The following is a 21849-nucleotide window of genomic DNA, read 5'->3' as shown; positions in this document are numbered from 1 at the left end:
GATGACTGCAAGCATGCTAAGCAACCAGGATCTGTTTTTCTCTCCTGATGGGGCAACCAGGGAATTCAGTTCGGTGCTTCACGATGTACAGGCATATATCTCAGGTAAGTACGCCGTACTAATCACCGATGGAGGCACGGAGGAAGTCAAGGCCCAGGTCAAGAGGTACATCACCAAATATGTGCAGGATTACCGTCTGGCTGTTGCAGGCATGACACAGCTGCAACTGGTGGATGCCCTCTATACAGAGATGGCGGAGTTTTCCTTCCTGACAAAATACATCTTTGGAGCAGGAATTGAGGAAATCGACATCAATGCCTGGAACGACATCGAGGTGCAGTACAGCAGCGGTACCACCAAAAAGCTGGAGGAACACTTTGATAGTCCGGAGCATGCCATCAACGTAGTGCGCCGTATGCTCCATGTGTCCGGAATGGTACTGGACAATGCCAGTCCTGCCATACTGGGGCATTTAAGTAAAAACATCCGTATTGCGGTCTTGAAAACACCGCTGGTGGATGAGGACGTGGGTGTGGCTGCTTCCATCCGTATCGTCAATCCCCAATCGATGAAAAAGGAGGATTTCATCAGCGGTGGGACTGCCACCGAAGCCATGCTGGATTTTCTGGCGGAATGTCTGCGGTATGGCATTTCCATCTGTGTGGCGGGTGCCACCAGCTCCGGTAAAACCACGCTGGCAGGCTGGCTTTTGACTACCATTCCCGACAACAAGAGAATCTTCACTATCGAAAACGGCTCCCGTGAGCTGGCGCTGGTGAGGCAAAGAGATGGAAAGGTCTGCAACAGTGTCATTCACACCCTGACCCGTATGAGCGAGAACGAGAAGCAGAGCATTGACCAGGACATATTGCTGGACATGGCTCTGCGTTTCAATCCGGAAATCATATGCGTTGGAGAAATGCGCGGACCGGAAGCCTATGCAGCCCAGGAATCCGCCAGAACAGGACACACGGTGCTGACCACCATCCACTCCAATTCCTGTGAGGCCACCTGGCGCCGTATGGTCACCCTGTGCAAAAGGAAGTATGACATGGCGGACAACACCCTCATGGATCTGGTTACCGAGGCGTTCCCCATTGTGGTATTTTCCAAGCAGCTTGAAAACAAGCAGCGCCGTTTGATGGAAGTTATGGAATGCGAAATCTTGCCCGACGGAACCAGGAGCTACCGCAGCCTGTTCCAGTACCAGATTACAGAGAACAGGGTGGAGAATGGAAAATTCATCATAAACGGAAGCCACTGTACAGTACAGAGTATTTCACAGAGCCTGCAAAAGCGCTTTCTCGAAAACGGGATGCCCCAGGATACCTTAAACCGAATTCTTATGGCAGGAGGTACTGACTAATGACCATGACATTATTGATTGCCTGCATTGGAATCATCATCGGAGCCTTTCTTTTGCTTGGTATTTCACCGCTGGAGTTTACAGACGGTCTCTTCGGTTTTCTAACCCGGAAGGACAAAAGCATCCGGTCTGAGATCAACGAGGCTGCCCGGCACAAAAAAGCGTCCTTTCTCCGAAGGGAAATCGCAGAGGTGCAGGAGATACTGGCAATTACCGGGCGAAGCAACCGCTTTTCGATTATCTGTGCAGTATCGCTTCTTTTCTTTGCCGCAGGAGCCAGCTTTGCTGTTCTGATGGGAAATATGTTCCTGGTGCCTGTGCTGGCTATAGGGATGATGTTCATCCCCTTCTGGTACATTCGCCTGACAGCTGTCTATTATAAAAGGAATATCGCTGCAGAGCTGGAAACGGCATTGTCCATCATTACCACTGCGTATCTGAGAAACGAGGATATTTTGACGGCGGTGGAGGAAAGCGTGCCCTATCTGAATCCGCCTGTGAAAAGCGTGTTCGCAGGCTTTCTGGCCCAGGTAAAGCTCATCAACCCTGACAGTGATATGGCACTTCATGCGATGAAGCCTAAGATAGAAAACGAGGTCTTCCGGGAATGGTGTGACGCCGTTTCCGCATGCCAGCATGACCGCAGCCTAAAAACCACATTGACACCCATCGTTGCCAAGCTCAGTGACATGCGTATCGTCAATTCTGAGCTGGAATACATGGTGTTTGAGCCACGGAAGGAATTTATCATCATGGCATTGCTGGTGGCAGGCACTGTCCCCATCATGTACCTGCTTAACAGAAGCTGGTACCATACCCTGATGCATACGGCGGCGGGGCAGGCTGTCCTTGCCGTCTGTGCGGCAGCAATCTTTATATCCACGGCTTTCGTCATCCGATTGACCAAGCCTATTGAGTACAGGAGGTGATGCAGGCATGAAACAACTTATATTCACAGGAATACTGCTTACCGCAGGACTGTATTTCGTTCTGGCAGATCTGCTGAAGCTGCCTACCATGAAAACAGCCAGGGCCATGCTGGGTGCAGGAAAAGGACACAAAAAAGCCGCCAAAACGGCGGAAGCCTGGCTCATGTCCGGAGCTGTCAGGTTGTCAAAGCATATCCGGATGGATGAGTACAAGCGCAGCCGTATGGGCAATATCCTCAAGGCGGCAGGCTTTTCTATGACACCGGAGGTATACACCGCCTATGCAATAACGAAAGCCGGAGCCATCCTTTTCGGAATTGTTCCCTGCCTTATGCTGCTCCCGTTGCTCAGCCCTGTTCTGGCCGTTCTTGCGGTGCTGTCATATTTCAAGGAAATCCGGGCAGCCGATGAGCAGCTGAAGATCAAACGGGATCAGATCGAAGGTGAGCTGCCACGGTTTGTGGCAACCATTGAACAGACCTTGAAATCCAGCCGTGATGTGCTGGCGATGATGGAAAGCTATAAGAAAAACGCAGGCCCCGCTTTTGTTCGTGAGCTGGATGTATTGACGGCTGACATGCGCTCCTCTTCCTATGAGGCGGCGTTGACACGGTTTGAGGCAAGACTCAATTCGCCCATGCTGTCCGATGTGGTTCGAGGACTCATTGGTGTCCTGCGTGGCGATGACAGCACCGTATATTTCCAGATGCTGGCCCATGATTTTAAAGCCCTGGAATTACAACGGCTCAAGGGGCAGGCGCAGAAGATTCCGCCGAAAATCCGCGTGTTTTCCTTTGTGATGTTGATGTGCTTTTTGTTCACCTATCTAGTCATCATTGCGATGGAAATCTTAAATTCCCTCGGCACCATGTTTTAGGAAGGAGGAACCCACATGGATATGGATAGAAAGAAGCTGGAGAAAAAGCTCCAGGAAAGGATTGAAGCCAATTACCGCACCTATATTCAGCAGCTTCAGAGCAAACCGGCCTCTGAGCTGATCGAACAGGCAGCGGAAATTGCCGCGGCCAAGCTGGTGTATGAGGAACTGATGGAAGGGTGCAGTACGGATTATACAGAGTACCTACTCCGCTTTGAAAACCCGCTGGAGTTGGTAAGGGATCACTGGATGGATGAGCAGAATGTGGCTCACAGGGATGAAATGGAGCATGTGCTGCGGAATATCACGGATAAGGGGCTTGGAGAAGGAGACTACGCCATGGACTCATCCTGCCAGCCCGCTGTACTGGACGAGGGGGTGCGCTTATGCTGAAGCTTCTCCGTTCCCGGAGCGGTGAAGGGTATGTAGATGTGGCAGTGCTTGTGCTGTGTGTCCTGCTTGTCATTGCCCTGGCGGTCAGCGTGCTTCCGGTATTCGTCACAAAGAGCAAGCTGGATGCCTATGCCAATGAACTGTGCCGGGAAGCGGAAATAGCAGGGCGTGTGGGCACCGAAACCACTCTCCGGGCGCAGGTACTCACCGAAAGGACAGGGCTGACGCCCAGCATTTCCTGGTCGAAAACCGGAAAGCTTCAGCTCAACGAGGAATTCACCGTGACGGTAACCACTCAGGTGGACTTAGGCTTGTTCGGAGGCTTCGGGAGCTTTCCCGTTACCCTGAAGGCGCAGGCCAGCGGTAAAAGCGAGGTGTATTGGAAATGACAGCTGGTAAATTATGTGCTATACTGAAAGATAAAAAGGGGACATCCTTTCCGCTTGTCGTTGCCGTGACTCTGGCTTTGCTGCTGTTCCTTTGCGTCGCATCGGAAGGTATCCGGTTGATGATCATCGCCCAGGGTGTTCGGGATGCGGTGCAGTCTGCCGTGATTTCGACAGTAAATGACAGCTATGATGACGTGTACCACGGAGTACGGGAAGGATATAGCGGCGCATATCAACCTTCTTCCGGCAGCTTTGAGGAAAGTCTGGACTACGGCGACATATATGATAGGCTGGACAGAGTGCTGGGACTGCGGCAGGATAGCGGATATCATGTCAAATATGCCGGAGGCACAGTGGAATTCAGGCTGTCAGAGCTTTCCGTCACTCTTGAAAATATGCCCCTGGCACCGACCAGCCCGGATAATGCTAAAGGCTTTCTGGCCGATGCTGACATAAGGCTTGAGGTTCCGGTGTCCTTTGGAGGAAAATCCCTGCCGCCCATGAGCATCAAGCTCACGGTGCAGGCCAAATATATGCCGAAATTTTAGTTGCGTTTAGATTGTCATAGACTTCTGAAGCATCCTGTAGTATGGTGTGATTAAACCCGTTCACAAACTCTTAAAAGGAGGTAAAAGCCCTATGAAACTATCAGATAAAATGAAAAAAAGAATAACGATTACCGGACTCGGTGCAGTTTGCGTAATCCTTGCAATAGCAATAGCCTGGCAGTTTAAATCAGAAAAACCGGATTATGCTGCCATCCCTACGCCTACCCAGGCGACAGACGAAATACAGGTGAATTCTGAAATCGCAGTACCTGCCGCAGACTCTGCAAAAGAGCCGGAGGTAGCTGTCCAGCCTGTTGAGCCGTCCACAGAGCCTACTAAGGCTGCGGATACCGGAGATTCTATCGGCACGGAGCAGAGCATACAGGCAGAGCCGACAAAGCCTGCCGAACCCTCTGAAGAAGCCAAGACCGATCCGGCAAAGAAGCCTGATGGCGAAAAGGTAACCAATACAACTCCGGTGGAGCATGATAAGGTCACAAAGCCGGAGAACAGCACACCGCCTTCAACACCAAAATCCGGAGATAAAAATGAAAAAGGTCAAGTATGGGTACCGGGATTCGGATGGGTGGACAACAGTGGTGATAATGTAGGTACACAAGCTGAAGATATGTACGAGAACGGCAACAAAATCGGAGATATGGATTGATGAAAATTTAATATAGCTTAACACGGGAAACACAGCAGAAATGCTGTGTTTCCCGTGTTTTAAGGAGGATTTCATGAAAAGAATAGTCAGCCTTTTGATTATGCTTGCCATGCTGCTGTCTGCCTTTCCTGCAATGCCTGCCTTTGCTGATGGAGAAGGAAATGTGGACGGCGGGGGCGGCGGACTCGGTCAAGGTTCAAGCACTAATTATTGGAACGGTGGCGATGAGGGTGTAAGGGTGACGGTGATCCGAGTAACGGATCATGCAGTGGTAACGACGCCTATTGATTTGACAAATAGAACACCTGTTAATTCTATTATTCATTTCGGCAAAGTAAGCAAAATGCAATATACAAATGGGAGAGCTATTGCGCCAGTTCAAGGAGCATATCATTATACGAACCCATCTCAAGCTCTTCCGAGAATCATTAGCACATCCAGTGTAAACGGAAACATCCCGGCGATCAAAAGCTATTTCACCGACGAGCAGGTAATCCGGAGCATAGCAACCCTTACAGGAATGGATTTTGAGGTTTTAACCAACGGGCAATACAGGCTTCTTTTAGAACCCATTGCCTATATGACATTTGGCGGCGTGAAGTATGCCATGACTGCTACAGAAGCAGCGCTTTTCAATCAAAAGCTGAGCGGCGGGCTGCGGAGCAAGATGGTGTCCCTTAGCCATAAGAACCTGCCTTTAGCAATGTTTTTGGAAACCTCAGACCTTGGATATCCAGCATGGAACGGTTCCACAACCACTCCGGCAGCGGATGCCGATATCATTTCCTCTCTCGGACTTGGCATTGTTCGCTTCAATGAAGCAGAGCCAGAGCCTGCAGAGGTCAGTACAGTCGATTATGAATACCGGGTCAATACGGAGGTTATCACCTCGGTGACTGTGCGTGGCGGGCAGGCTGATCCGGATCGTCCTGTTATCGTTTATTTCGACATCGGAGGACGGAACTATACCGTAAGCGGCGTATATTATCCGGAGGGCGACAGCCAGCTGGTATGGGTACGCTGGACGACACCCTCCACTCCACAGACCATGACCATCCGCGTGTCTGTGTCCGGAGGTGGTTCCGCAGGTCAGGGGACCATCACCGCAAAAATTGTGGACCTTTCCAAGAACGATCCACCGAACCCTACAGCGGATGATCGAAACAGTTCCTATACCAAGCCGTCTGTTCCCAACAAGGCGCAGAAAACCTCTGCCTCCTGGGGCGTATGGAGTCCATGGTGGAGGGCGTATTGGGTATGGCATTCTACCGGGGAGGATTCCGGATATTGGTGTGACCACGGCTGGTGGGAGTTTGACTGGAATTCCTATTCAGCAAGCCTTTCTGCATCCATGAGCATAAAGCCGGATGACAAGATTCCCACCGCATCAGGTAAAACCATGAAAAGCGGATATGGTATCAATCAAACCGTCACTGCCAGTGTTAGCACCAACCAATCCTCAGCGGTGACTTCGCCGCAGACTGCTGTGACTTACTTCCCTGAATTTCAGTATAAGTCTTACTGGCGGCTGCTGGATAAAACACAGCCAGGATATAACCCAAGGTTTGAGTTTGCGAGGAATAAATACTCAACTTACAACCGACGTACTCACTTTACGCCAATATGGATGCCGGACGGAAGCTACACACCCTACACATACCTGATGGATTGCTGGACTCCTGCCGGAATGCTCTCCATGAATCTGACCGACTCAGTAACCATCAGCGGAAACTTATGGGCAGACTGGCACATTGCTCCGGTCAAGCCATAACAAGAATATCAGCAGAAAAGAACAGGACTGCAAGGCAAAAACGGCTTTGTGGTCTTTTCTTTTTTCAAAAAATACAAACATGAAAGGTGGAAAACCATGAAAAAAGTAAAGAAAATCCTAATGGCCCTTTGTGTTGTTCTCATCCTTGGAAGCCTGTTCTGTGTGACTGCATATGCGGCACCACCCACAGGCGATGTGGCGGGAGCAATCGAAGGTACCTGGAACGATGCTTCAGGACAGATCAAAACAGTGGTAAACAAGGTAGTATTCCCTGCCATTGATCTGATCCTGGCAGTATTTTTCTTCGCAAAATTGGCGATGGCGTATTTTGACTACCGCAAGCATGGGCAATTTGAATGGGCTGCTCCGGCGATACTGTTTGCCTGCCTTGTGTTTGCCTTGACCTGTCCGCTATACATCTGGCAGATACTCGGCATGTAATCGTACCTTATATTTGAAATCAAAAAAATGAGAAGTTTTTAAGAGGCACATTGTCAAACAGTGTGTCTTTTTTATTTTACGAGAAAGGAGTGATGTGCCAAATGTTCATATGGGATTTTGCAGCAGACCTTATCCTTGGACAGATCATGGATTGGATATATGGACAGATCGTAGGGTTTCTGGGCGAGTTTTTCTCCATGATGGGCAATATGGGAGCCGAGCTGTTTGAGATGAGCTGGGTACAGGCTATCGTACTGTTTTTTTCCTATCTGGCTTGGTCGCTTTTTGTGACAGGACTTGTAGTGGCGGTATTTGAATTTGCCATTGAGGCACAGTCCGGCAGGGCCAGCATCAAGGACACTGCTATCAATGCCATCAAGGGCTTTATGGCGGTAAGCCTGTTCACTTTGGTTCCAGTGGAGCTTTACAAGCTATCCATTACACTACAGGGCAGCTTTACATCAGGTATTGCCGGACTCCTGGGAGGGAGTGGTGGGATCAGCGCCATGTCAACTGCGGCTCTGACCAACGTAGTGGGCTTTGGACTGAATCCGCTCATAGCAATCTTCTGTCTCATCCTCATGGGCTATGCAGTGATCAAGGTATTCTTTGCCAATCTTAAAAGGGGCGGCATTCTGTTGATACAGATTGCTGTGGGCAGCCTGTATATGTTCAGCATTCCCCGTGGCTACATCGATGGCTTTGTAAGCTGGTGCAAGCAGGTGGTGGGCTTATGCCTCACCGCTTTTTTGCAGGCCACCATCCTCATTGCAGGACTGTTGGTCTTTAATAGCAATATGCTTTTGGGTCTTGGCCTGATGCTGGCATCCTCAGAAGTCCCAAGGATCGCAGGACAGTTCGGACTGGATACCTCTACCAAGGGCAATATCATGAGCAGCATTTATGCTGCACAGACAGCAGTCAATATGACAAGAACCGTGGTGAAGGCGGTGGCAAAATGAAGCTTGTATATATCTGTTCACTCTATGCGGGAAATATCCAGGAAAATATCAAGTTTGCCAGAGCTGCCTGCCGTCATGCCATAGAGAAGAACTGTGCCCCCATTGCCGTCCACCTGTTGTATCCTCAGCTTTTAGATGACGCTATTCCGGCAGAAAGAGAACACGGCATCCGGATGGGACTGTGGGTTCTTGCTGTGTGTGATGAACTGTGGGTGTGCGGAGAAAGGATCAGCCAGGGGATGAACTATGAAATTGAGGAGGCAAAACGGCTCGGCATACCTATAAAAACTATATCAGCAGAGCAAGTGGAAGGAGGAATTTCCATGAAACAATACGGTATCTGGGCACGCCGCAGTTCAGCTTCGGTCTGCGGACACGCTGAGGCGTGGCTTAAGAGGGACGGAGAGCCGATGACCTTTAACACATATGAGGAAGCTGATGCTGAAGCCCGAAAGCTAATACAGGATATGCGTACTCCAAACGTGTCTTATTTTGCAAAGGAAATACAAACCGAGCTTGAGGAAGCGCCTGCCTCCAGCATGAAACTGCAGTATTGATTACCTCACCGACCCTCGGCAGCCTGTTCGACGGGATTGGCGGATTTCCGCTGGCAGGCGTCCGACAGGGTTTTATTCCTGTATGGGCCAGCGAAATTGAGCCGTTCCCTATTGCCGTGACGAAAGCACGGTTCCCTGAAATGCTTCATATGGGAGATATTACAAAGCTAAAAGGCTCCGAATTGCCTTCTGTCGATGCCGTCTGTGGAGGCAGCCCCTACCAGGATCTTTCGGTAGCCGGAAAAAGAGCCGGACTTCAAGGGGAACGCTCCGGGCTGTTTATGGAGCAGGTTCGTGTGATTAAGGAGATGAGAACCCATGATAAATCAAACGGAAGGGCAGATGACGCTGTTCGACCTCGGTATATGGTCTGGGAAAATGTACTCGGAGCTTTCTCCAGTGCCGATGGAGAGGACTTCCGGGCGGTGCTGGAGGAAACCTGCAGAATTGCTGACAACAGCATATCTATACCTAGACCTCCGGGAGGGGTATGGCAATCTGCTGGGGTCATATTGGGACATCAATTCTCCCTTGCTTGGAGAGTATACGATGCTCAATACTGGTCCGTCCCACAAAGGCGCAAAAGAATCTACCTTGTCGCAGATTTTGGAGGGCACACCGCACCCGAAATATTATTTAAGCAAGACCGCCTGTTTGGGGATACTGAGGCGGGCGAAGAAACGGGGCAAGGAACTGCCCCTTGTTCTCAAACAGGCATTGGAGCTTCAGGCGGGAATTTGTCCTGCACGAACTCAAATGTCGGACAGCATTCCCTGATGCCATGTGATGCGCAGAGCAGGAGTATTTATGACAGCGACAGATACAGACATGTATCTGCAGAGGAAAACAATACAGTTGCCTTTGCCTGCAACCAGCGGGATGAGGTGCGTGACCTTCGCAATGTGGCTGGTGCTATTCAGGCACAGCCAGGAATGAAGCAGCAGACCTTTATCGCCGCCTTTTCTGCAGGCCAGGGCTCAAAAGCAGGAGGCATCGGATATCAAGAGGAATGCGCACCTACTTTGAAAGCCTCGGAGAGTGGTACAAACATGGTGCCGTCTGTCCTGTGCCTTAATGATCAGGGCGGCAGCTTTATGGAAGTAAGCAGCAATGTTGCCGGTACATTACGAGCACAGATGAGCGGCCACCCGCCGCTTGTGCTGGGAAGCCAGCCTGAGCTTTTTGAGAATCATGGTATTGACTCCCGGTATACAGGCCCCCATGAGGTGGCTCCAACCATGTCAGCCCGGTACGGCACAGGAGGCAACAATGTACCACTCATATCTCAACCGTCTGTGTTTCATGAGGGTGTGTGTGCCAGAGCGACACCTGATGAAACCTATTGCATTGCTGGAAACATCATTGACCGGCAGGATCACGACGGAGGCAATGGCTTGGGCGTACAGCCTGACATCAGCTATACTGTAACGGCAACTGACCGCCACTGCGTATTCTCCCAGCAGCGGAGTGACGAATATGTGGAAAATGAAGTGGTAAGTACCCAAAGCGCTCGGCAGTACAAGGATGCAACAGACCTTGTATGTGAAATGGATGTTGCTGGGCTGGACTGCCGAAACGGAGTGGAAAACGGAGATCTATGCGGAACACTGCAATCAAAAACAGAGGGTGGGTATTCCTTAAACAATGTGCATCCCGTCCGTATTGGAAAGCTGATCCGGAGATTGACTCCATTGGAATGCGAGCGGCTCCAAGGTTTTCCTGACTATTGGACGGATATCCCCGATGCTTCAGACAGTTCAAGGTATAAGGCCCTCGGCAATAGCGTGGCGATTCCCTGCGTGGAGCATGTTCTCCGGGGAATCGCCTATTTTTTACAAAAATCCAAGCAAGGATAGGAGGAATCTCAATGTATATTTATCCTGATAATCTAAAGTCCCAAGCGGTGCTGTGGCTGTGGCAGCTCCGGGACATTGGCATTATAGGCATCGGATGCCTTGTCTCTGTCTTCGCCCTGGCGCAGCTCCACCTGCTGTTGCCCATCGTGGCTACGGCAGTTTATGCCTTTTTAACCATTCGCTTCGAGGACACAAGCATACTGGATTTTATTCGATATGCCTGTGCCTTTTTTATAACCGGGCAGCAGTTCTATGAGTGGGAGCTGTTGCCTGACAGTATAGAGTCTGGCGGAAAGCAGGTGAACAAATGAGCAGAAAAGAAAAAAAGCAGGCTACACGCCAGCTCATCAATACCAAGGCTATTACAGAGTACAGTCTTTCCACCTATGGTCAGCGTCCAAGAACATCCGAAACGCCATGCTGTTTAATGTGCTTTCCTACATGGCCAATGAGCTTTTAACCCGTGGAAATACCGTTGCCAGTATTGATGAGCTGTACCTGTTCCTTACCAACCCCACCGCCATTGAGTATATACGAAACTTTATGAAGCGTGTACGCAAGAAGGAAAGCGCTGTCATTCTTTCCTCGCAGAACCTGGAGGACTTCAACATTGACGGTATCCGGGAATTTACCAAGCCGCTGTTCTCCATCCCCACCCATGTCTTTCTCTTCAATGCCGGAAACATTGATGCAAAATTCTATACCGACACGCTCCAGCTGGAAGAATCAGAATACAACCTGATCAAGTATCCCCAGCGTGGCGTGTGCCTGTACAAGTGCGGCAATGAGCGGTACAACCTCATGGTCCAAGCACCGGAATACAAGGCGAAGCTCTTTGGAAAGGCAGGCGGACGATGATGGAGGGCGGTGAAAAAGTATGGACATGAAGGAGCAGCGCTTCGGCATTGAAATTGAGATGACAGGCATAACAAGGCAGGAGGCGGCTAATATAGCTGCCTTACATTTTGGCACCACCGCCAACTATGACGGTTCCTTTTATAAAATCTATTCTGCATTGGACGGACAGAGGCGAAAGTGGCAATTCGTGTATGACAGCAGCATCACCGCTCAGCGCAAAATCGGAAGGACGGTGGTGGATGCCACAGAGGAATACAAGACAGAAATGGTCAGTCCCATCTGCAGGTATGAGGATATAGAAACAATTCAGGAGCTGGTAAGGAAGCTCAGGGTGGCAGGGGCGATTGTAAACAACAAATGCGGTATCCATATTCATATAGATGCCTCTCCCTTCAATGCCAACACCCTGAGAAATATCACCAACATCATGGCCTCCAAGGAAGATATGATCTACAAGGCCATGCAGGTGGAGGTGGCCCGTGAAAGGCAGTATTGCAAGAAGGTGGAGCAGAGCTTCCTTGAGGATCTCAACCGGAAGAAGCCGAAAACCTTGGATGAGGTCAGCCGCATCTGGTACAAAGGGAGCGACGGGCGTCGTGAGCACTACCATGATAGCCGCTACCACTGCCTGAACCTGCACAGTGTGTTCCAAAAGGGCACCATTGAATTCCGGCTCTTTAACTCCACCACTCACGCAGGAAAAGTCAAGTCATACATTCAGCTCTGCCTGGCCATTTCCGCACAGGCGCTGAACCAGCGGTGCGCCAGTCGATTGAAAACCCACAGCACCAACGAGAAGTATACCTTCCGTACTTGGCTTTTGCGGCTGGGACTCATCGGTGATGAATTCAAAACCGCCAGGCTTCACCTGCTGGAGCATCTGGAGGACTGCATCGCCTGGAAGGACCCGGCGCAGGCAGAACAGCAAAAGCAAAGAATACGGCAGAAAAAAGAAAGGGAATTGGCTGAAGCCGCACAAGCACAGCAGGAGCAGACGAGTGAAAATGGACAGCAGCAGGCCGGAGCTGAGGAACTAAGCCCCGGTCTCTCTATGAATATGTAGTATAAGGAGGAATGATTAACGATGAAAGCAGAAATCTTATATATTGCCTATGGAAGCAACTTGAATCTTCCACAGATGGCTTTTCGCTGCCCTACCGCAAAGGTGGTAGGGCCCGGCGAACTTAAGGACTATGAGCTTCTGTTCCGCGGCAGCCGCAGTAGCGCCGTGGCAACAGTGGAACCTCTCAAGGGCTCTAATGTGCCTGTTCTTCTATGGAACCTAAAGGAGCGTGATCTGCAGGCCCTTGACCATTATGAGGGATTTCCCTTCTTTTATCGGAAGGAAATTCTCCCTGTGGAGCTCATGGGAAAGACAACCTCTGCAATGGTGTATATTATGAACGACGGGCGTCCCTTTGGCGCACCATCGGACCATTATCTCAACGCCATTATGGAGGGCTATCAATCGGCAGGCTTTGACACGGAATTCCTGGAGCAGGCTGTGGAGAAATCCATCCGGCTGGCACAGGAACAGCAGGAGCAGGAACCGGAGCAGGGTCTGTTCGGCATGAAATGGTGGTGATCAGATATGGCAGCTCCTGTAGCCGTTACCATTGCAATCAAAGCCGCCATTGCAGCCGCCACGGACAAAAGGACATGGAAGGTCGTCGGCATACTCATCGCCGCCATCCTGACACCCTTTATCCTTATGACCGTCATGATACTAAGCCTTCTCTCCGGCACCTCGGAGCATAACAATGCTGCTATTGATCTGTGTTTCAACGGCGGTGTTGTCGCTTCTTCTGCTCCTGCCGAATACAGGACTTACATCAGTCAAATGAGCGAATGTTTTTCTGCATTGGACAAAGCAGTATCAGATGTAGAGGCCGAGATGGATGGAGGCACCCTAGACAGTGTCCGTATCAAGTCCATTTTTTATTCTCTGTATTTCGGCGCTGGAAGCTTGGCTCTGTCCGATGCCGATGCCCGTGCATTCGTGGATTGCTTTGTAGCCTATGAACAAGACTCGGAGAGCCATAGAGCTGCCGTTCCGGTCAGTTTGGAAACGGCATACGCAAACTTGACAGCGGCAGGAAGGACAGCCAGCAGCGAGTCAAAAGCCAATGCCCAGGAAATCTACCAGCGTATTGCTTACGGCGGTGCAGGCTCGTATACCGGGGAAATTGAATACGGCGGAAATAATGGCGTCCCCCTGGAGGGACTAAACCTGCTTCATCCGGAATCCAAAAATAATCTGGATCTGGTAGCCTATGCCGAAAACAGCTTTGCCTCCCGCTGGGGCTATGTTTGGGGTACTTATGGCGACGTGTTGACGGATTCGCTGTTCGCGTACAAGCTGGAGCAATACCCCGATGGTGTTGGAACATATGAGGACTTCATCTGCGGTAACTGGCTGGGTGGCAGGACAACGGACTGCGTCAGACTTATAAAAGGCTATGGTTGGTTCAACCATGATACGAAGAAAATCGAGTACGGAACCAACGAAATGTCGGATTTGAGCGCAGACGGAATGTACAATGCCGCCGCTGTAAAGGGCAGCATCAACACCATGCCTGATATTCCCGGTCTTGCCGTCTGGAGGTCAGGTCATATCGGCATTTATATCGGCAACGGGGAGGTGATTGAAGCAATGGGAACAAAATACGGTGTGGTTAAGACCCAGCTTGATGGCCGAGGGTGGAAGGCGTGGCTGGAAATTCCACACATTCAATACATCACTGAATAAAACATTAGAAGGAGGAATTGGTTATGAGCATGACGGAACTGAAATTGTCATTCGCAACGGAGAAGCTGGAGGCTCTCCGATTTTTTATGGAAAAGAAACAGCAGACCCCTGAGAAGGAACTGCAGGATTATTTGGACAAAGCCTATGAAAGAGTGGTTCCAGCCCAGGTAAGGGAGTATTTGGAGATGCGTGTTGAACAGGCATCGTCACAGCAGCAGGTGCAAGGAGCAGAACAGACTTCTGCCCCAAGGGAAAGAGAGCGCCCACCAGCGCGTCAGACCCGCCGTCAAAGAGAGCAAGCCGCTGCCGGAGGACCTCCTGCTCCGGAGCCTCAGACAGGAACGGAAGGCCATACCGAGGGAGAATCCCAAGGCATGAATATGAGCATGTAAACAGCAGAAAAGAAAGAAGGGGGTGCGGATCATGATCAAGCTTGGTGTGGACAACGGCAACTACAACACCAAATCCTCGGAGGGGATGCTGTATGCCTCCGGCTATGCGGCCAGTGACAAGGAGTTTATTACGCCGGAGATGCAGCTGTTTTTTGAAGGTATTATGCCATCGGTGAGCGGCGGCTGCATTTCCAGCAGGACAAAACCAAGGAGCAGGATGCCTTTGTTCTGACGTTGCCGGCCATCGCAGAGGCCATGAAAAAGGCCGGAACAACCAACGGAGAAATCGCCCTTGGCGTAGGACTTCCCATTGACAGTTATGGAACGCAGAAGGAAGCGTTCCGCAGGTACTTCCTGTGCGATAATGTTTCGTTTCTGTTTGAGGGAACAGCCTATCGGTGCCGTATTGCAGACTGCAAAGTGTTTGCCCAGGGACATGCAGCGCTGTGCAGGTACTATTCGCAGCTGAAGAATTACCGCAGCATCACGCTGATAGACATCGGCGGGTATACAGTGGACATCCTCACACTTCACGGCTTCCGGCTGGACAGGCAAAGCTGCGCCAGCCTGCGCATGGGTACCATCACTCTGTACAGCCGCATCCAGGATGCGCTCCAGAAAAGCGACATTCTTCTCTCCGAAGAACTCATCACCGATGCTATCCGGGGAGAAATACAGCATGCTGACAGCAATGTTATAGAAGCTGTGGTGGAACAGGCTGTGGCAGCCTATTGTAAGGAATTACTCAACGCCCTGCGGGAGCGAGGCTTGGATTTACGCCTCCCCACTGTGTTCGCAGGCGGAGGTGCCGAACTGCTGAAGCCCATGCTGTACAGGAAAGATCTCAATACTGTGGCGGTGCTGAACCGTTTCGCCAATGCGGACGGTTACAAGCTCCTGATGGGGTGAGCCTATGTCCCAGAGAAAACGCTACTATCTATCCTTTGATATGGATAACCCAAGGCACATGGAAGCCGAGTCCCTGTTTGCGAGTCAGGCCAGCCGGCAGCGCACGGAATATGTGGTTGCCTGCATTCTGGAGGCAAATCAGAGAGAAAGTCTTGGACAGATCGTCCGGCAGGCGGTCAGGGACGAACTGTCCAATATCAAGCTGCCGCCGCAAACCACGCAGCCGAATGGAGCAGACAGCGATGTTCAGTTGTCCGATCTCCCCGGCAGCCTTATTCATGCATTGGAGGAATTGTAACCATGTTAGCTCACTTTCCTGCCGCCGCTTGATTGTGACACAGGAAAATACACCAACATGGCTCACTTTTCTCCGCCCATTATATAAAAAGGAGTGAAACTGTCATGAAAGCATCAACCATTCAAATTGGTTACAATACCGTGAAGCTTGACGCCATCCGCTGCTATCTGAAGGATGAAGCAGAGCTGCAGACAGAACTGGCCGCTCTGCTTCAAGCCCTGTATGAGAAGCATGTTCCCAAAGAGGTGCGAGAGCGCATCGAAAGCGACATTTAAGGAGGATATGGCAAATGAAAGAGTATATAACGCTGGAACAATTTGTCCAAGAGCACCCGGATCAGGTGATTGAAATCATGTCGCCAGGCGGCTATGTTACCATTCATCCAGCGATATCGCGGGATAAGTTATATGCCCATGCAGGGGTATCGGGAACAGAAATGCCCATATCCTGGGATGAGCTGAAGGAGCAGGTCGTAGAAGATAAAAACTGCAATTACAGTGAAAGGGATGGAAGGTGGTATTTGCTTTCTGAGATGCCCTCTCAGGATGGTCCTGAACAGGCACCGGAATTGCGATTGTAAGGTAAAGAAATCATCAGGACGAATTACCGCTTATAAGCCCCTGTTTCACACTTTGGGGAAGGAGGTGGCAGCGTAATACCTGCAGACAGGATAGCGCCCTTTGTGGAGGCTTTGTGAAGGCTCCGGAGAGGGCAGAACTGGAGTGAGCCATAGGGTCGAAAACGATGCGGGTTAAAGGCAGGTGGTCGCTATGCGCCTCCTGCCGCCTCACACCGCCCCGCAATGCGGGTCGGGGAAGTTCCCGAAGGTACACCCAAATGAGGGATTGGACACCTCCTGGGTGGTCAAAACCTCTTAAAAACTGCCTCGGAACACAGAAAACAAGGACTTCTTGAGGTATACCTGTCAGGTGGTTACGAAAGCAATACACAAAAGGAGGACAAACCATGACTGAAGAAATCAAAACCCGCATCCCGCTCTGGCTTTATCCCAGCACCATTGAGAGCATGGATGCGCTTCTGGAGAAAGACAATTGCAAAAGCCGCAGTGAATTCATAGAAAAGGCGATCCGTTTTTACAGCGGATATATTTCAGCGGAGGACGGCATGAAGTTTTTACCCACTGCCATCACCTCTGCTATGTCGGGCATTGTCAGTACATCGGAAAACCGAATGGCCCGCCTCATCTTCAAGCTGGCTGTCGAAATGTCCATGATGATGAACATCCTGGCCTCCACCGCAGAAGTGGATGAAAATACCCTGCGCCGATTGCGCGGCAAGTGTGTGAACGATGTTAAGAAATCGGTGGGCTCGGTGACCTTTGAGGATGTGACGAAATTTCAAAAGGGTGAATAGCCATGCCAAGAATCATATTCAAGTGCGGATACATCAAAAACGCCGCAGAGCATCGTGAAAACCTGGTGGTGTATGTAGCCACACGGGAGGGTGTGGAGAAAATTCCTCAAGTCAACCGCCTGCTGCCATCTACCAAAAAGCAGGAACAGCTCATCACGGATATCCTTTCGCAATTTCCTGATACGGCAAGCCTGTTTGAATATGAGGACTATCTGGCACACTCGACAATGGAAAATGCTTCGGAGTTTATTTTGGCAGCCTTGGATCAAAACCTGGATAAGCTGTCTCACCAAGAGGTCTATGTCAATTATATTGCTACCCGCCCCCGTGCAGAGAAGCTGGGCAGCCACGGACTATTTTCCGATGAGGAAGCGCCGCTGGTGCTGTCCAGGGTGGCAGAGGAAGTAGCACATCATGCCGGAAATGTCTGGACGCCCATCATTTCCCTGCGACGGGAGGATGCCGCCCGGCTTGGTTATGATAACGCCGCTGCATGGATGGATCTCCTGCGAAAACAGCGGAATGTTTTTGCCGAACAGATGAAGATCGCCCCGGAGAACCTTCACTGGTATGCAGCCTTTCACAATGAGGGACACCATCCCCACTGCCATATACTTGTGTATTCGGTGAATTCCCGTGAGGGGTATGTTACCAAACCGGCTATCGAAAAGATGCGAAGCAGCCTGGCAAGAGATATTTTTCAGCAGGACCTGCTTCAGATATATTCCGAACAAACCGTTCAAAGAAGTGTTCTTGCTGAGCAGAGCAATGAGGTGCTGAAGAACATCCTGGCGCAGATGCAATCGGGAGCCTGCGACAGTCCCGTCATGGAGGACTTGCTGTCCCGGTTGGCGGAGCGGTTGAAGCATACTACAGGAAAAAAGCAGTATGGCTATCTCAAGGCGCCGTTAAAATCCATAGTGGATCAGATTGTAGATGAGCTGGCGAAGGATGAGAGAGTGGCAAAAGCTTATGCCCAATGGTATGAGCTAAGAAATGAAGTGTTGCGCACTTACCGGGATGAACTGCCGGAACCCCTTCCACTTTCATGTCAAAAAGAATTCAAGAGTATTAAAAACATGGTGATTGCCGAGGCCATGAATATCGGCAGTCACCATATTATTTTTGAAGGCGATGAACCTATAACAGAGGCTGTGTTTGAGCCAGCCTTTGATGATGCCGGATCAGATTCGGAAGTGCCGGAGGAAGAAATACAGCCGGCCAACGATGAAGCCCCGGAGAATGATGAGGATGGCATGCCTTCCGAACAGGAACATACCACCCTTTCGGATTCTGGCAGGAATAGTTTCGGAAAGCCCCATATTGCGTGGAGTGAGCGCTACAAGGAGGCCCGCAGGTTTCTCTATGGTACGGATGAAATAGAGCCGGATTTTGGAGAAGCCCTTCGGCTGTTTCTTGAAGAAGCCGAGGATGGGAACACCCTTGCCACGCATGACCTGGGCAGGATGTATGGGGATGGACTTGGGGTGGAGATGGATGAAGGAATCGCCTTCTCCTGGTACGAAAAGGCCATTTCTGCATTCCAGGACATAGAAGCAGAGAAGGAAAACAGGTATGTGGAATACCGGATTGGTAAAATGTACGCTGCAGGACTTGGAACAGAGCAGGACTATGAAGAAGCAGCGGAATGGTTTGATATGGCTGTTTCCCAAAACCATAAATATGCCCAATACTCCCTTGCAGGTCTTTATTACCGGGGACAGGGTGTGGAACAAAGCTTTGAAGCGGCCTTTCAGCTATACCGACGCTCCGCCAGACAGCGTGTGCCCTATGCAGCTTACGAGCTGGCGAAAATGTACCGGGACGGTGTCGGAACCGCAAGGGACAACGAGGAAGCAGAGCTGCAATTTGAGGAAGCCTTTTACGGCTTTCAGCGGCTGGAAGAACAAAGCCATGATGACAAGCTCCAGTACCGTTTGGGGCAAATGCTCTATAGCGGCACTGGAACAGAAGTAGACGTAGCGGCTGCCATTGGCTACTTTGAAAAAGCCGCCCGACTTGGCAATGTCCATGCTCAGTATATGCTGGGTAAGGTCTATCTGGATGCAGACAGCGGTCATCAAAACGTAGAAAAGGCCATCCAGTGGCTGACCAAAGCCGCAGACGGCGGCAACAGCCTGGCACAGTACGCCCTTGGAAAGCTCTACCGTGACGGCGGGAATGTGGAGAAAGATATAGAAAAAGCCATTGCCCTGTTCACCCTGTCGGCGGAGCAGGACAATTCCTATGCGGCCTATGCTCTGGGCAAGCTGTTCCTTTCCGGAGTGGATATTTCACAGGATGCAAAAGTAGCGGTGAAATGGTTGACAGCTTCTGCAGATCTTGGGAACCAATTTGCCCAATATGCCCTGGCAAAGCTGTATCTGGCCGGTGAGGATGTACCCCAAAATACTCACAAGGCGGTAAACTGTTTTTGAACGCAGCAAAACAGAACAATATGTTCGCACAGTATGCCCTAGGCAAGCTCTATCTATCCGGGGAAGATATTCCACAAAATGTGGAAGCAGCCGTAGAATGGCTGACCTTATCGGCGGAGCAGGGCAATCAGTACGCCCAATATGCTCTCGGAAAGTTCTATTTGATGGGCCGTGAGGTTCCCCGTGATCGGGAAGCAGCAATACGCTGGCTGACCCTTTCTGCCAGCCAGGGAAACCTCTATGCGCAATTTTTTCTCGACCACTTGGACTCCTTCCGTGCTCCCTCCCTGTTCCTTGTAGCAACAAGGCTCCTGCACCATTTAAGCCGGATTTTTCAGGAGGAACAGAGAAAGCTCTCTGCCGGACCTGGAATGCAGACTGACAGCAAGCTGCGACAAAAAATCAGACAAAAAAAGATCGCCCAGGGACATGCCTCGGACGATCACGAACAAAAGCTCGTCACTTATTAATATAAGCAAAGGAGGACACCTATGAAAAAATGGCATCCCAACCAGCAGAAGAAAACGGAATTGCCTGTCTTAAAAACCAACCGGAACTCATTTCAGCCGCCTGCCAGACCGCAGGTGGTTTTTTTCGCCGCTGTGGAAAGCGAAAACGCTGATAAAGGAGGTGCTGCGCTATGGCATATATCCATTTTACCGACGAACAGAAACAGCGGGCCAATGCTGTTGACCTGGTGGATTTTCTGCAGAGGCAGGGTGAGCAGCTGGCACGCTCCGGAAGGGAGTGGCGCTGGAAACGCTATGACAGCGTGACGGTGAGAGGCAATCAATGGTTCCGCCACAGCCGTAAGGAAGGCGGCCAAGCCATAGACTTTGTACAACAGTTTTTTGATAAGAGCTTTCCAGAAGCGGTACAGCTGCTCCTCGGAGGCGAGGATGGGCTGGAATGGAACCAGACCTCCAAAAGTGCACCGGCTCCCCGAAAGGATTTTATGTTGCCGGAGGTCAATGCCGACATGCGCAGGGTATTTGCCTATCTTATCAAGCAGCGCTTCATTGACCGTGAGATACTATCCCATTTTGCTCATGAAAGGCTGATCTACGAGGATAAGGACTATCATAATGCCGTATTCGTAGGGCGGGATGAAAAAGGAGTGCCCCGGCATGCCCACAAGCGGGGCACTTACACCCAGGGAGAACCCTATAAAGGAAACGTAGAGGGTAGTGATCCCAGGTACAGCTTCCACTGGAGCGGGAAAAGCGACACCCTCTATGTATTTGAAGCGCCAGTGGATATGCTGTCCTTCATCACTCTGCACGCAAAGGATTGGAAGGCTCACAGCTATGTCACACTGGATGGAGTATCGGAACATGCCATGCTCCGGCAGCTGGAGCTGAATCCGCAATTTAAAAACATTGCGCTTTGTTTGGACCACGATGAGGTCGGCATCGAAGCTACAGGACGGCTGAAGGATATTCTGACCGGAAAAGGTTATACGATGGTTTCGGTCATGCAGCCACAGCACAAGGACTGGAACGAGGACTTGAAAGCCCGACACGGTATCACACCCATTCCCGCAAGAGAGCATCCCCGGCTGGTGCTGCTGCCGCAGGTATGTGCCGAGCTGCCGGAATTATGTAAGGCTCTTTCCGGGCACAAGGATATACAAGCCTTCCTTGGGGAGTGTGCTGAAGTGCTGGAGCCGCTCCTTAACTCTGCCAAGATTGCCATGGAAAATGCGGAGGCCGTCAAAGAGTGCCTTCAGTGCATGGCGGCAGGCTCCTTGGCACTTTTAATACATCAATGCCGGCAGATGGAGCGGCCTGTGACCATGGAACAGCTCATCAGAAAGCTCCAAAACAGCTATCGCCCCCATGAGGACAGAGGCTGGCTGCGTACCAGGGCAGAGGACATACGGCGGGATCTTGCGGATATTGACAGGCAGATGTGTTCTGCTGGCATCCGAAGTGTGGACGATAAACAACGGCTTAGCTGTTCGTATCTGCGCCTTGCCCTTGACTGTGCCAAGGCCCGGATGTTTGTTGAGCTGGAGCTGCCTTCTCTTCTTCCGGTGCAGGAGCAAAACGCAAATTTTATCATGACCATGTAAA

24 protein-coding genes and 3 pseudogenes are annotated in these 21849 nt (G+C 50.8%); all 27 read left to right on the top strand.

Annotation, left to right across the window (positions count from 1 at the left end):
* Window position 1: 1 nt before the first annotated feature.
* Window positions 2-1366, top strand: a complete 1365-nt coding sequence (locus tag CLO1100_RS16645) for a CpaF/VirB11 family protein (RefSeq protein ID WP_041700495.1) — start codon at window positions 2-4, stop codon at window positions 1364-1366.
* Complete coding sequence (locus CLO1100_RS16640) at window positions 1366-2295, top strand: hypothetical protein (protein WP_014314937.1); 930 nt, start codon at window positions 1366-1368, stop codon at window positions 2293-2295. Before CLO1100_RS16645 ends, CLO1100_RS16640 begins: the two co-directional genes overlap by 1 nt.
* Before the next feature lie 7 nt (window positions 2296-2302).
* On the top strand, window positions 2303-3172 hold the full coding sequence (locus tag CLO1100_RS16635; RefSeq protein ID WP_014314936.1) for a hypothetical protein: 870 nt from the start codon (window positions 2303-2305) through the stop codon (window positions 3170-3172).
* Between the two features lie 15 nt (window positions 3173-3187).
* On the top strand, window positions 3188-3565 hold the full coding sequence (locus tag CLO1100_RS16630; protein WP_014314935.1) for a DUF3848 domain-containing protein: 378 nt from the start codon (window positions 3188-3190) through the stop codon (window positions 3563-3565).
* Window positions 3559-3954, top strand: coding sequence for a DUF4320 family protein (locus tag CLO1100_RS16625; protein ID WP_014314934.1), 396 nt, complete (start codon window positions 3559-3561; stop codon window positions 3952-3954). The genes CLO1100_RS16630 and CLO1100_RS16625 overlap by 7 nt, the downstream gene beginning before the upstream one ends.
* On the top strand, window positions 3951-4502 hold the full coding sequence (locus CLO1100_RS16620) for a hypothetical protein (RefSeq protein WP_014314933.1): 552 nt from the start codon (window positions 3951-3953) through the stop codon (window positions 4500-4502). The genes CLO1100_RS16625 and CLO1100_RS16620 overlap by 4 nt, the downstream gene beginning before the upstream one ends.
* A 91-nt stretch (window positions 4503-4593) precedes the next feature.
* A complete protein-coding gene (locus tag CLO1100_RS16615) occupies window positions 4594-5169 on the top strand; it encodes a DUF6550 family protein (protein WP_014314932.1) in 576 nt (191 codons plus the stop codon).
* 73 nt (window positions 5170-5242) lie between these two features.
* Window positions 5243-6940: a hypothetical protein gene (locus tag CLO1100_RS16610; RefSeq protein ID WP_014314931.1), complete on the top strand. Its 1698-nt coding sequence runs from the start codon at window positions 5243-5245 to the stop codon at window positions 6938-6940.
* Between the two features lie 96 nt (window positions 6941-7036).
* Window positions 7037-7381, top strand: coding sequence for a DUF3852 domain-containing protein (locus CLO1100_RS16605; RefSeq protein ID WP_014314930.1), 345 nt, complete (start codon window positions 7037-7039; stop codon window positions 7379-7381).
* Between the two features lie 101 nt (window positions 7382-7482).
* Window positions 7483-8343 (top strand): conjugal transfer protein TrbL family protein, encoded by an 861-nt coding sequence (locus CLO1100_RS16600; RefSeq protein ID WP_014314929.1) that lies wholly within the window; start codon window positions 7483-7485, stop codon window positions 8341-8343.
* A complete protein-coding gene (locus CLO1100_RS16595; RefSeq protein WP_014314928.1) occupies window positions 8340-8900 on the top strand; it encodes a DUF4406 domain-containing protein in 561 nt (186 codons plus the stop codon). The genes CLO1100_RS16600 and CLO1100_RS16595 overlap by 4 nt, the downstream gene beginning before the upstream one ends.
* Complete coding sequence (locus tag CLO1100_RS16590; protein ID WP_014314927.1) at window positions 8897-10756, top strand: DNA cytosine methyltransferase; 1860 nt, start codon at window positions 8897-8899, stop codon at window positions 10754-10756. The genes CLO1100_RS16595 and CLO1100_RS16590 overlap by 4 nt, the downstream gene beginning before the upstream one ends.
* An 11-nt stretch (window positions 10757-10767) precedes the next feature.
* On the top strand, window positions 10768-11067 hold the full coding sequence (locus CLO1100_RS16585) for a hypothetical protein (RefSeq protein ID WP_014314926.1): 300 nt from the start codon (window positions 10768-10770) through the stop codon (window positions 11065-11067).
* Window positions 11064-11216 (top strand): hypothetical protein, encoded by a 153-nt coding sequence (locus CLO1100_RS20870; RefSeq protein WP_187288934.1) that lies wholly within the window; start codon window positions 11064-11066, stop codon window positions 11214-11216. The genes CLO1100_RS16585 and CLO1100_RS20870 overlap by 4 nt, the downstream gene beginning before the upstream one ends.
* Window positions 11150-11614: pseudogene (locus CLO1100_RS20345) on the top strand (type VI secretion protein); the annotation flags it as partial. The gene CLO1100_RS20870 and the pseudogene CLO1100_RS20345, both read left to right, overlap by 67 nt.
* A gap of 19 nt (window positions 11615-11633) precedes the next feature.
* Window positions 11634-12677, top strand: a complete 1044-nt coding sequence (locus tag CLO1100_RS16575; protein ID WP_014314924.1) for an amidoligase family protein — start codon at window positions 11634-11636, stop codon at window positions 12675-12677.
* Between the two features lie 21 nt (window positions 12678-12698).
* Window positions 12699-13199, top strand: coding sequence for a gamma-glutamylcyclotransferase family protein (locus CLO1100_RS16570; RefSeq protein WP_014314923.1), 501 nt, complete (start codon window positions 12699-12701; stop codon window positions 13197-13199).
* A gap of 6 nt (window positions 13200-13205) precedes the next feature.
* Entirely contained in the window at window positions 13206-14363 is a 1158-nt protein-coding gene (locus CLO1100_RS16565) for a hypothetical protein (RefSeq protein ID WP_014314922.1), read from the top strand.
* Between the two features lie 23 nt (window positions 14364-14386).
* On the top strand, window positions 14387-14755 hold the full coding sequence (locus tag CLO1100_RS16560) for a DUF6103 family protein (protein WP_014314921.1): 369 nt from the start codon (window positions 14387-14389) through the stop codon (window positions 14753-14755).
* Window positions 14756-14786: 31 nt separating this feature from the next.
* Window positions 14787-15664: pseudogene (locus CLO1100_RS16555) on the top strand (ParM/StbA family protein).
* A gap of 4 nt (window positions 15665-15668) precedes the next feature.
* Window positions 15669-15962 (top strand): hypothetical protein, encoded by a 294-nt coding sequence (locus tag CLO1100_RS16550; RefSeq protein ID WP_041700322.1) that lies wholly within the window; start codon window positions 15669-15671, stop codon window positions 15960-15962.
* A gap of 104 nt (window positions 15963-16066) precedes the next feature.
* Window positions 16067-16237, top strand: coding sequence for a DUF6103 family protein (locus CLO1100_RS20865; protein WP_014314919.1), 171 nt, complete (start codon window positions 16067-16069; stop codon window positions 16235-16237).
* A 14-nt stretch (window positions 16238-16251) separates the two neighbouring features.
* Window positions 16252-16542 carry a hypothetical protein gene (locus tag CLO1100_RS16545; protein ID WP_014314918.1) on the top strand — a complete coding sequence of 97 codons (291 nt, stop codon included), beginning with the start codon at window positions 16252-16254 and terminating at the stop codon, window positions 16540-16542.
* A 386-nt stretch (window positions 16543-16928) separates the two neighbouring features.
* Window positions 16929-17336, top strand: coding sequence for a hypothetical protein (locus CLO1100_RS16540; protein ID WP_014314917.1), 408 nt, complete (start codon window positions 16929-16931; stop codon window positions 17334-17336).
* Between the two features lie 2 nt (window positions 17337-17338).
* Window positions 17339-20244 (top strand): annotated as a pseudogene (gene mobP3, locus CLO1100_RS16535) (MobP3 family relaxase).
* Between the two features lie 29 nt (window positions 20245-20273).
* On the top strand, window positions 20274-20396 hold the full coding sequence (locus tag CLO1100_RS21310; RefSeq protein ID WP_278244371.1) for a hypothetical protein: 123 nt from the start codon (window positions 20274-20276) through the stop codon (window positions 20394-20396).
* Between the two features lie 18 nt (window positions 20397-20414).
* Window positions 20415-21848 carry a DUF3991 domain-containing protein gene (locus CLO1100_RS16530; protein WP_014314914.1) on the top strand — a complete coding sequence of 478 codons (1434 nt, stop codon included), beginning with the start codon at window positions 20415-20417 and terminating at the stop codon, window positions 21846-21848.
* The last annotated feature ends 1 nt before the right edge of the window (window position 21849 follow it).

This window comes from Clostridium sp. BNL1100, from assembly GCF_000244875.1.
Taxonomy (GTDB): domain Bacteria; phylum Bacillota; class Clostridia; order Acetivibrionales; family DSM-1351; genus Ruminiclostridium.
The sequence above is the reverse complement of the archived record's forward strand: the minus strand, read 5'-3'. Positions and strand labels throughout refer to the sequence as shown.

Bases quoted from the DNA above. Each gene is read 5' to 3' on its own strand.
- CLO1100_RS16630 (WP_014314935.1), top strand. From the start codon at position 3,188: ATGGATATGGATAGAAAGAAGCTGGAGAAAAAGCTCCAGGAAAGGATT.
- CLO1100_RS16560 (WP_014314921.1), top strand. From the start codon at position 14,387: ATGAGCATGACGGAACTGAAATTGTCATTCGCAACGGAGAAGCTGGAG.
- CLO1100_RS16645 (WP_041700495.1), top strand. From the start codon at position 2: ATGACTGCAAGCATGCTAAGCAACCAGGATCTGTTTTTCTCTCCTGAT.
- CLO1100_RS16635 (WP_014314936.1), top strand. From the start codon at position 2,303: ATGAAACAACTTATATTCACAGGAATACTGCTTACCGCAGGACTGTAT.
- CLO1100_RS16595 (WP_014314928.1), top strand. From the start codon at position 8,340: ATGAAGCTTGTATATATCTGTTCACTCTATGCGGGAAATATCCAGGAA.
- CLO1100_RS16540 (WP_014314917.1), top strand. From the start codon at position 16,929: ATGACTGAAGAAATCAAAACCCGCATCCCGCTCTGGCTTTATCCCAGC.
- CLO1100_RS16570 (WP_014314923.1), top strand. From the start codon at position 12,699: ATGAAAGCAGAAATCTTATATATTGCCTATGGAAGCAACTTGAATCTT.
- CLO1100_RS16615 (WP_014314932.1), top strand. From the start codon at position 4,594: ATGAAACTATCAGATAAAATGAAAAAAAGAATAACGATTACCGGACTC.
- CLO1100_RS20870 (WP_187288934.1), top strand. From the start codon at position 11,064: ATGAGCAGAAAAGAAAAAAAGCAGGCTACACGCCAGCTCATCAATACC.
- CLO1100_RS20865 (WP_014314919.1), top strand. From the start codon at position 16,067: ATGAAAGCATCAACCATTCAAATTGGTTACAATACCGTGAAGCTTGAC.
- CLO1100_RS16600 (WP_014314929.1), top strand. From the start codon at position 7,483: ATGTTCATATGGGATTTTGCAGCAGACCTTATCCTTGGACAGATCATG.
- CLO1100_RS16565 (WP_014314922.1), top strand. From the start codon at position 13,206: ATGGCAGCTCCTGTAGCCGTTACCATTGCAATCAAAGCCGCCATTGCA.
- CLO1100_RS16620 (WP_014314933.1), top strand. From the start codon at position 3,951: ATGACAGCTGGTAAATTATGTGCTATACTGAAAGATAAAAAGGGGACA.
- CLO1100_RS16550 (WP_041700322.1), top strand. From the start codon at position 15,669: ATGTCCCAGAGAAAACGCTACTATCTATCCTTTGATATGGATAACCCA.
- CLO1100_RS16530 (WP_014314914.1), top strand. From the start codon at position 20,415: ATGGCATATATCCATTTTACCGACGAACAGAAACAGCGGGCCAATGCT.
- CLO1100_RS16605 (WP_014314930.1), top strand. From the start codon at position 7,037: ATGAAAAAAGTAAAGAAAATCCTAATGGCCCTTTGTGTTGTTCTCATC.
- CLO1100_RS21310 (WP_278244371.1), top strand. From the start codon at position 20,274: ATGGCATCCCAACCAGCAGAAGAAAACGGAATTGCCTGTCTTAAAAAC.
- CLO1100_RS16640 (WP_014314937.1), top strand. From the start codon at position 1,366: ATGACCATGACATTATTGATTGCCTGCATTGGAATCATCATCGGAGCC.
- CLO1100_RS16545 (WP_014314918.1), top strand. From the start codon at position 16,252: ATGAAAGAGTATATAACGCTGGAACAATTTGTCCAAGAGCACCCGGAT.
- CLO1100_RS16585 (WP_014314926.1), top strand. From the start codon at position 10,768: ATGTATATTTATCCTGATAATCTAAAGTCCCAAGCGGTGCTGTGGCTG.
- CLO1100_RS16610 (WP_014314931.1), top strand. From the start codon at position 5,243: ATGAAAAGAATAGTCAGCCTTTTGATTATGCTTGCCATGCTGCTGTCT.
- CLO1100_RS16625 (WP_014314934.1), top strand. From the start codon at position 3,559: ATGCTGAAGCTTCTCCGTTCCCGGAGCGGTGAAGGGTATGTAGATGTG.
- CLO1100_RS16575 (WP_014314924.1), top strand. From the start codon at position 11,634: ATGGACATGAAGGAGCAGCGCTTCGGCATTGAAATTGAGATGACAGGC.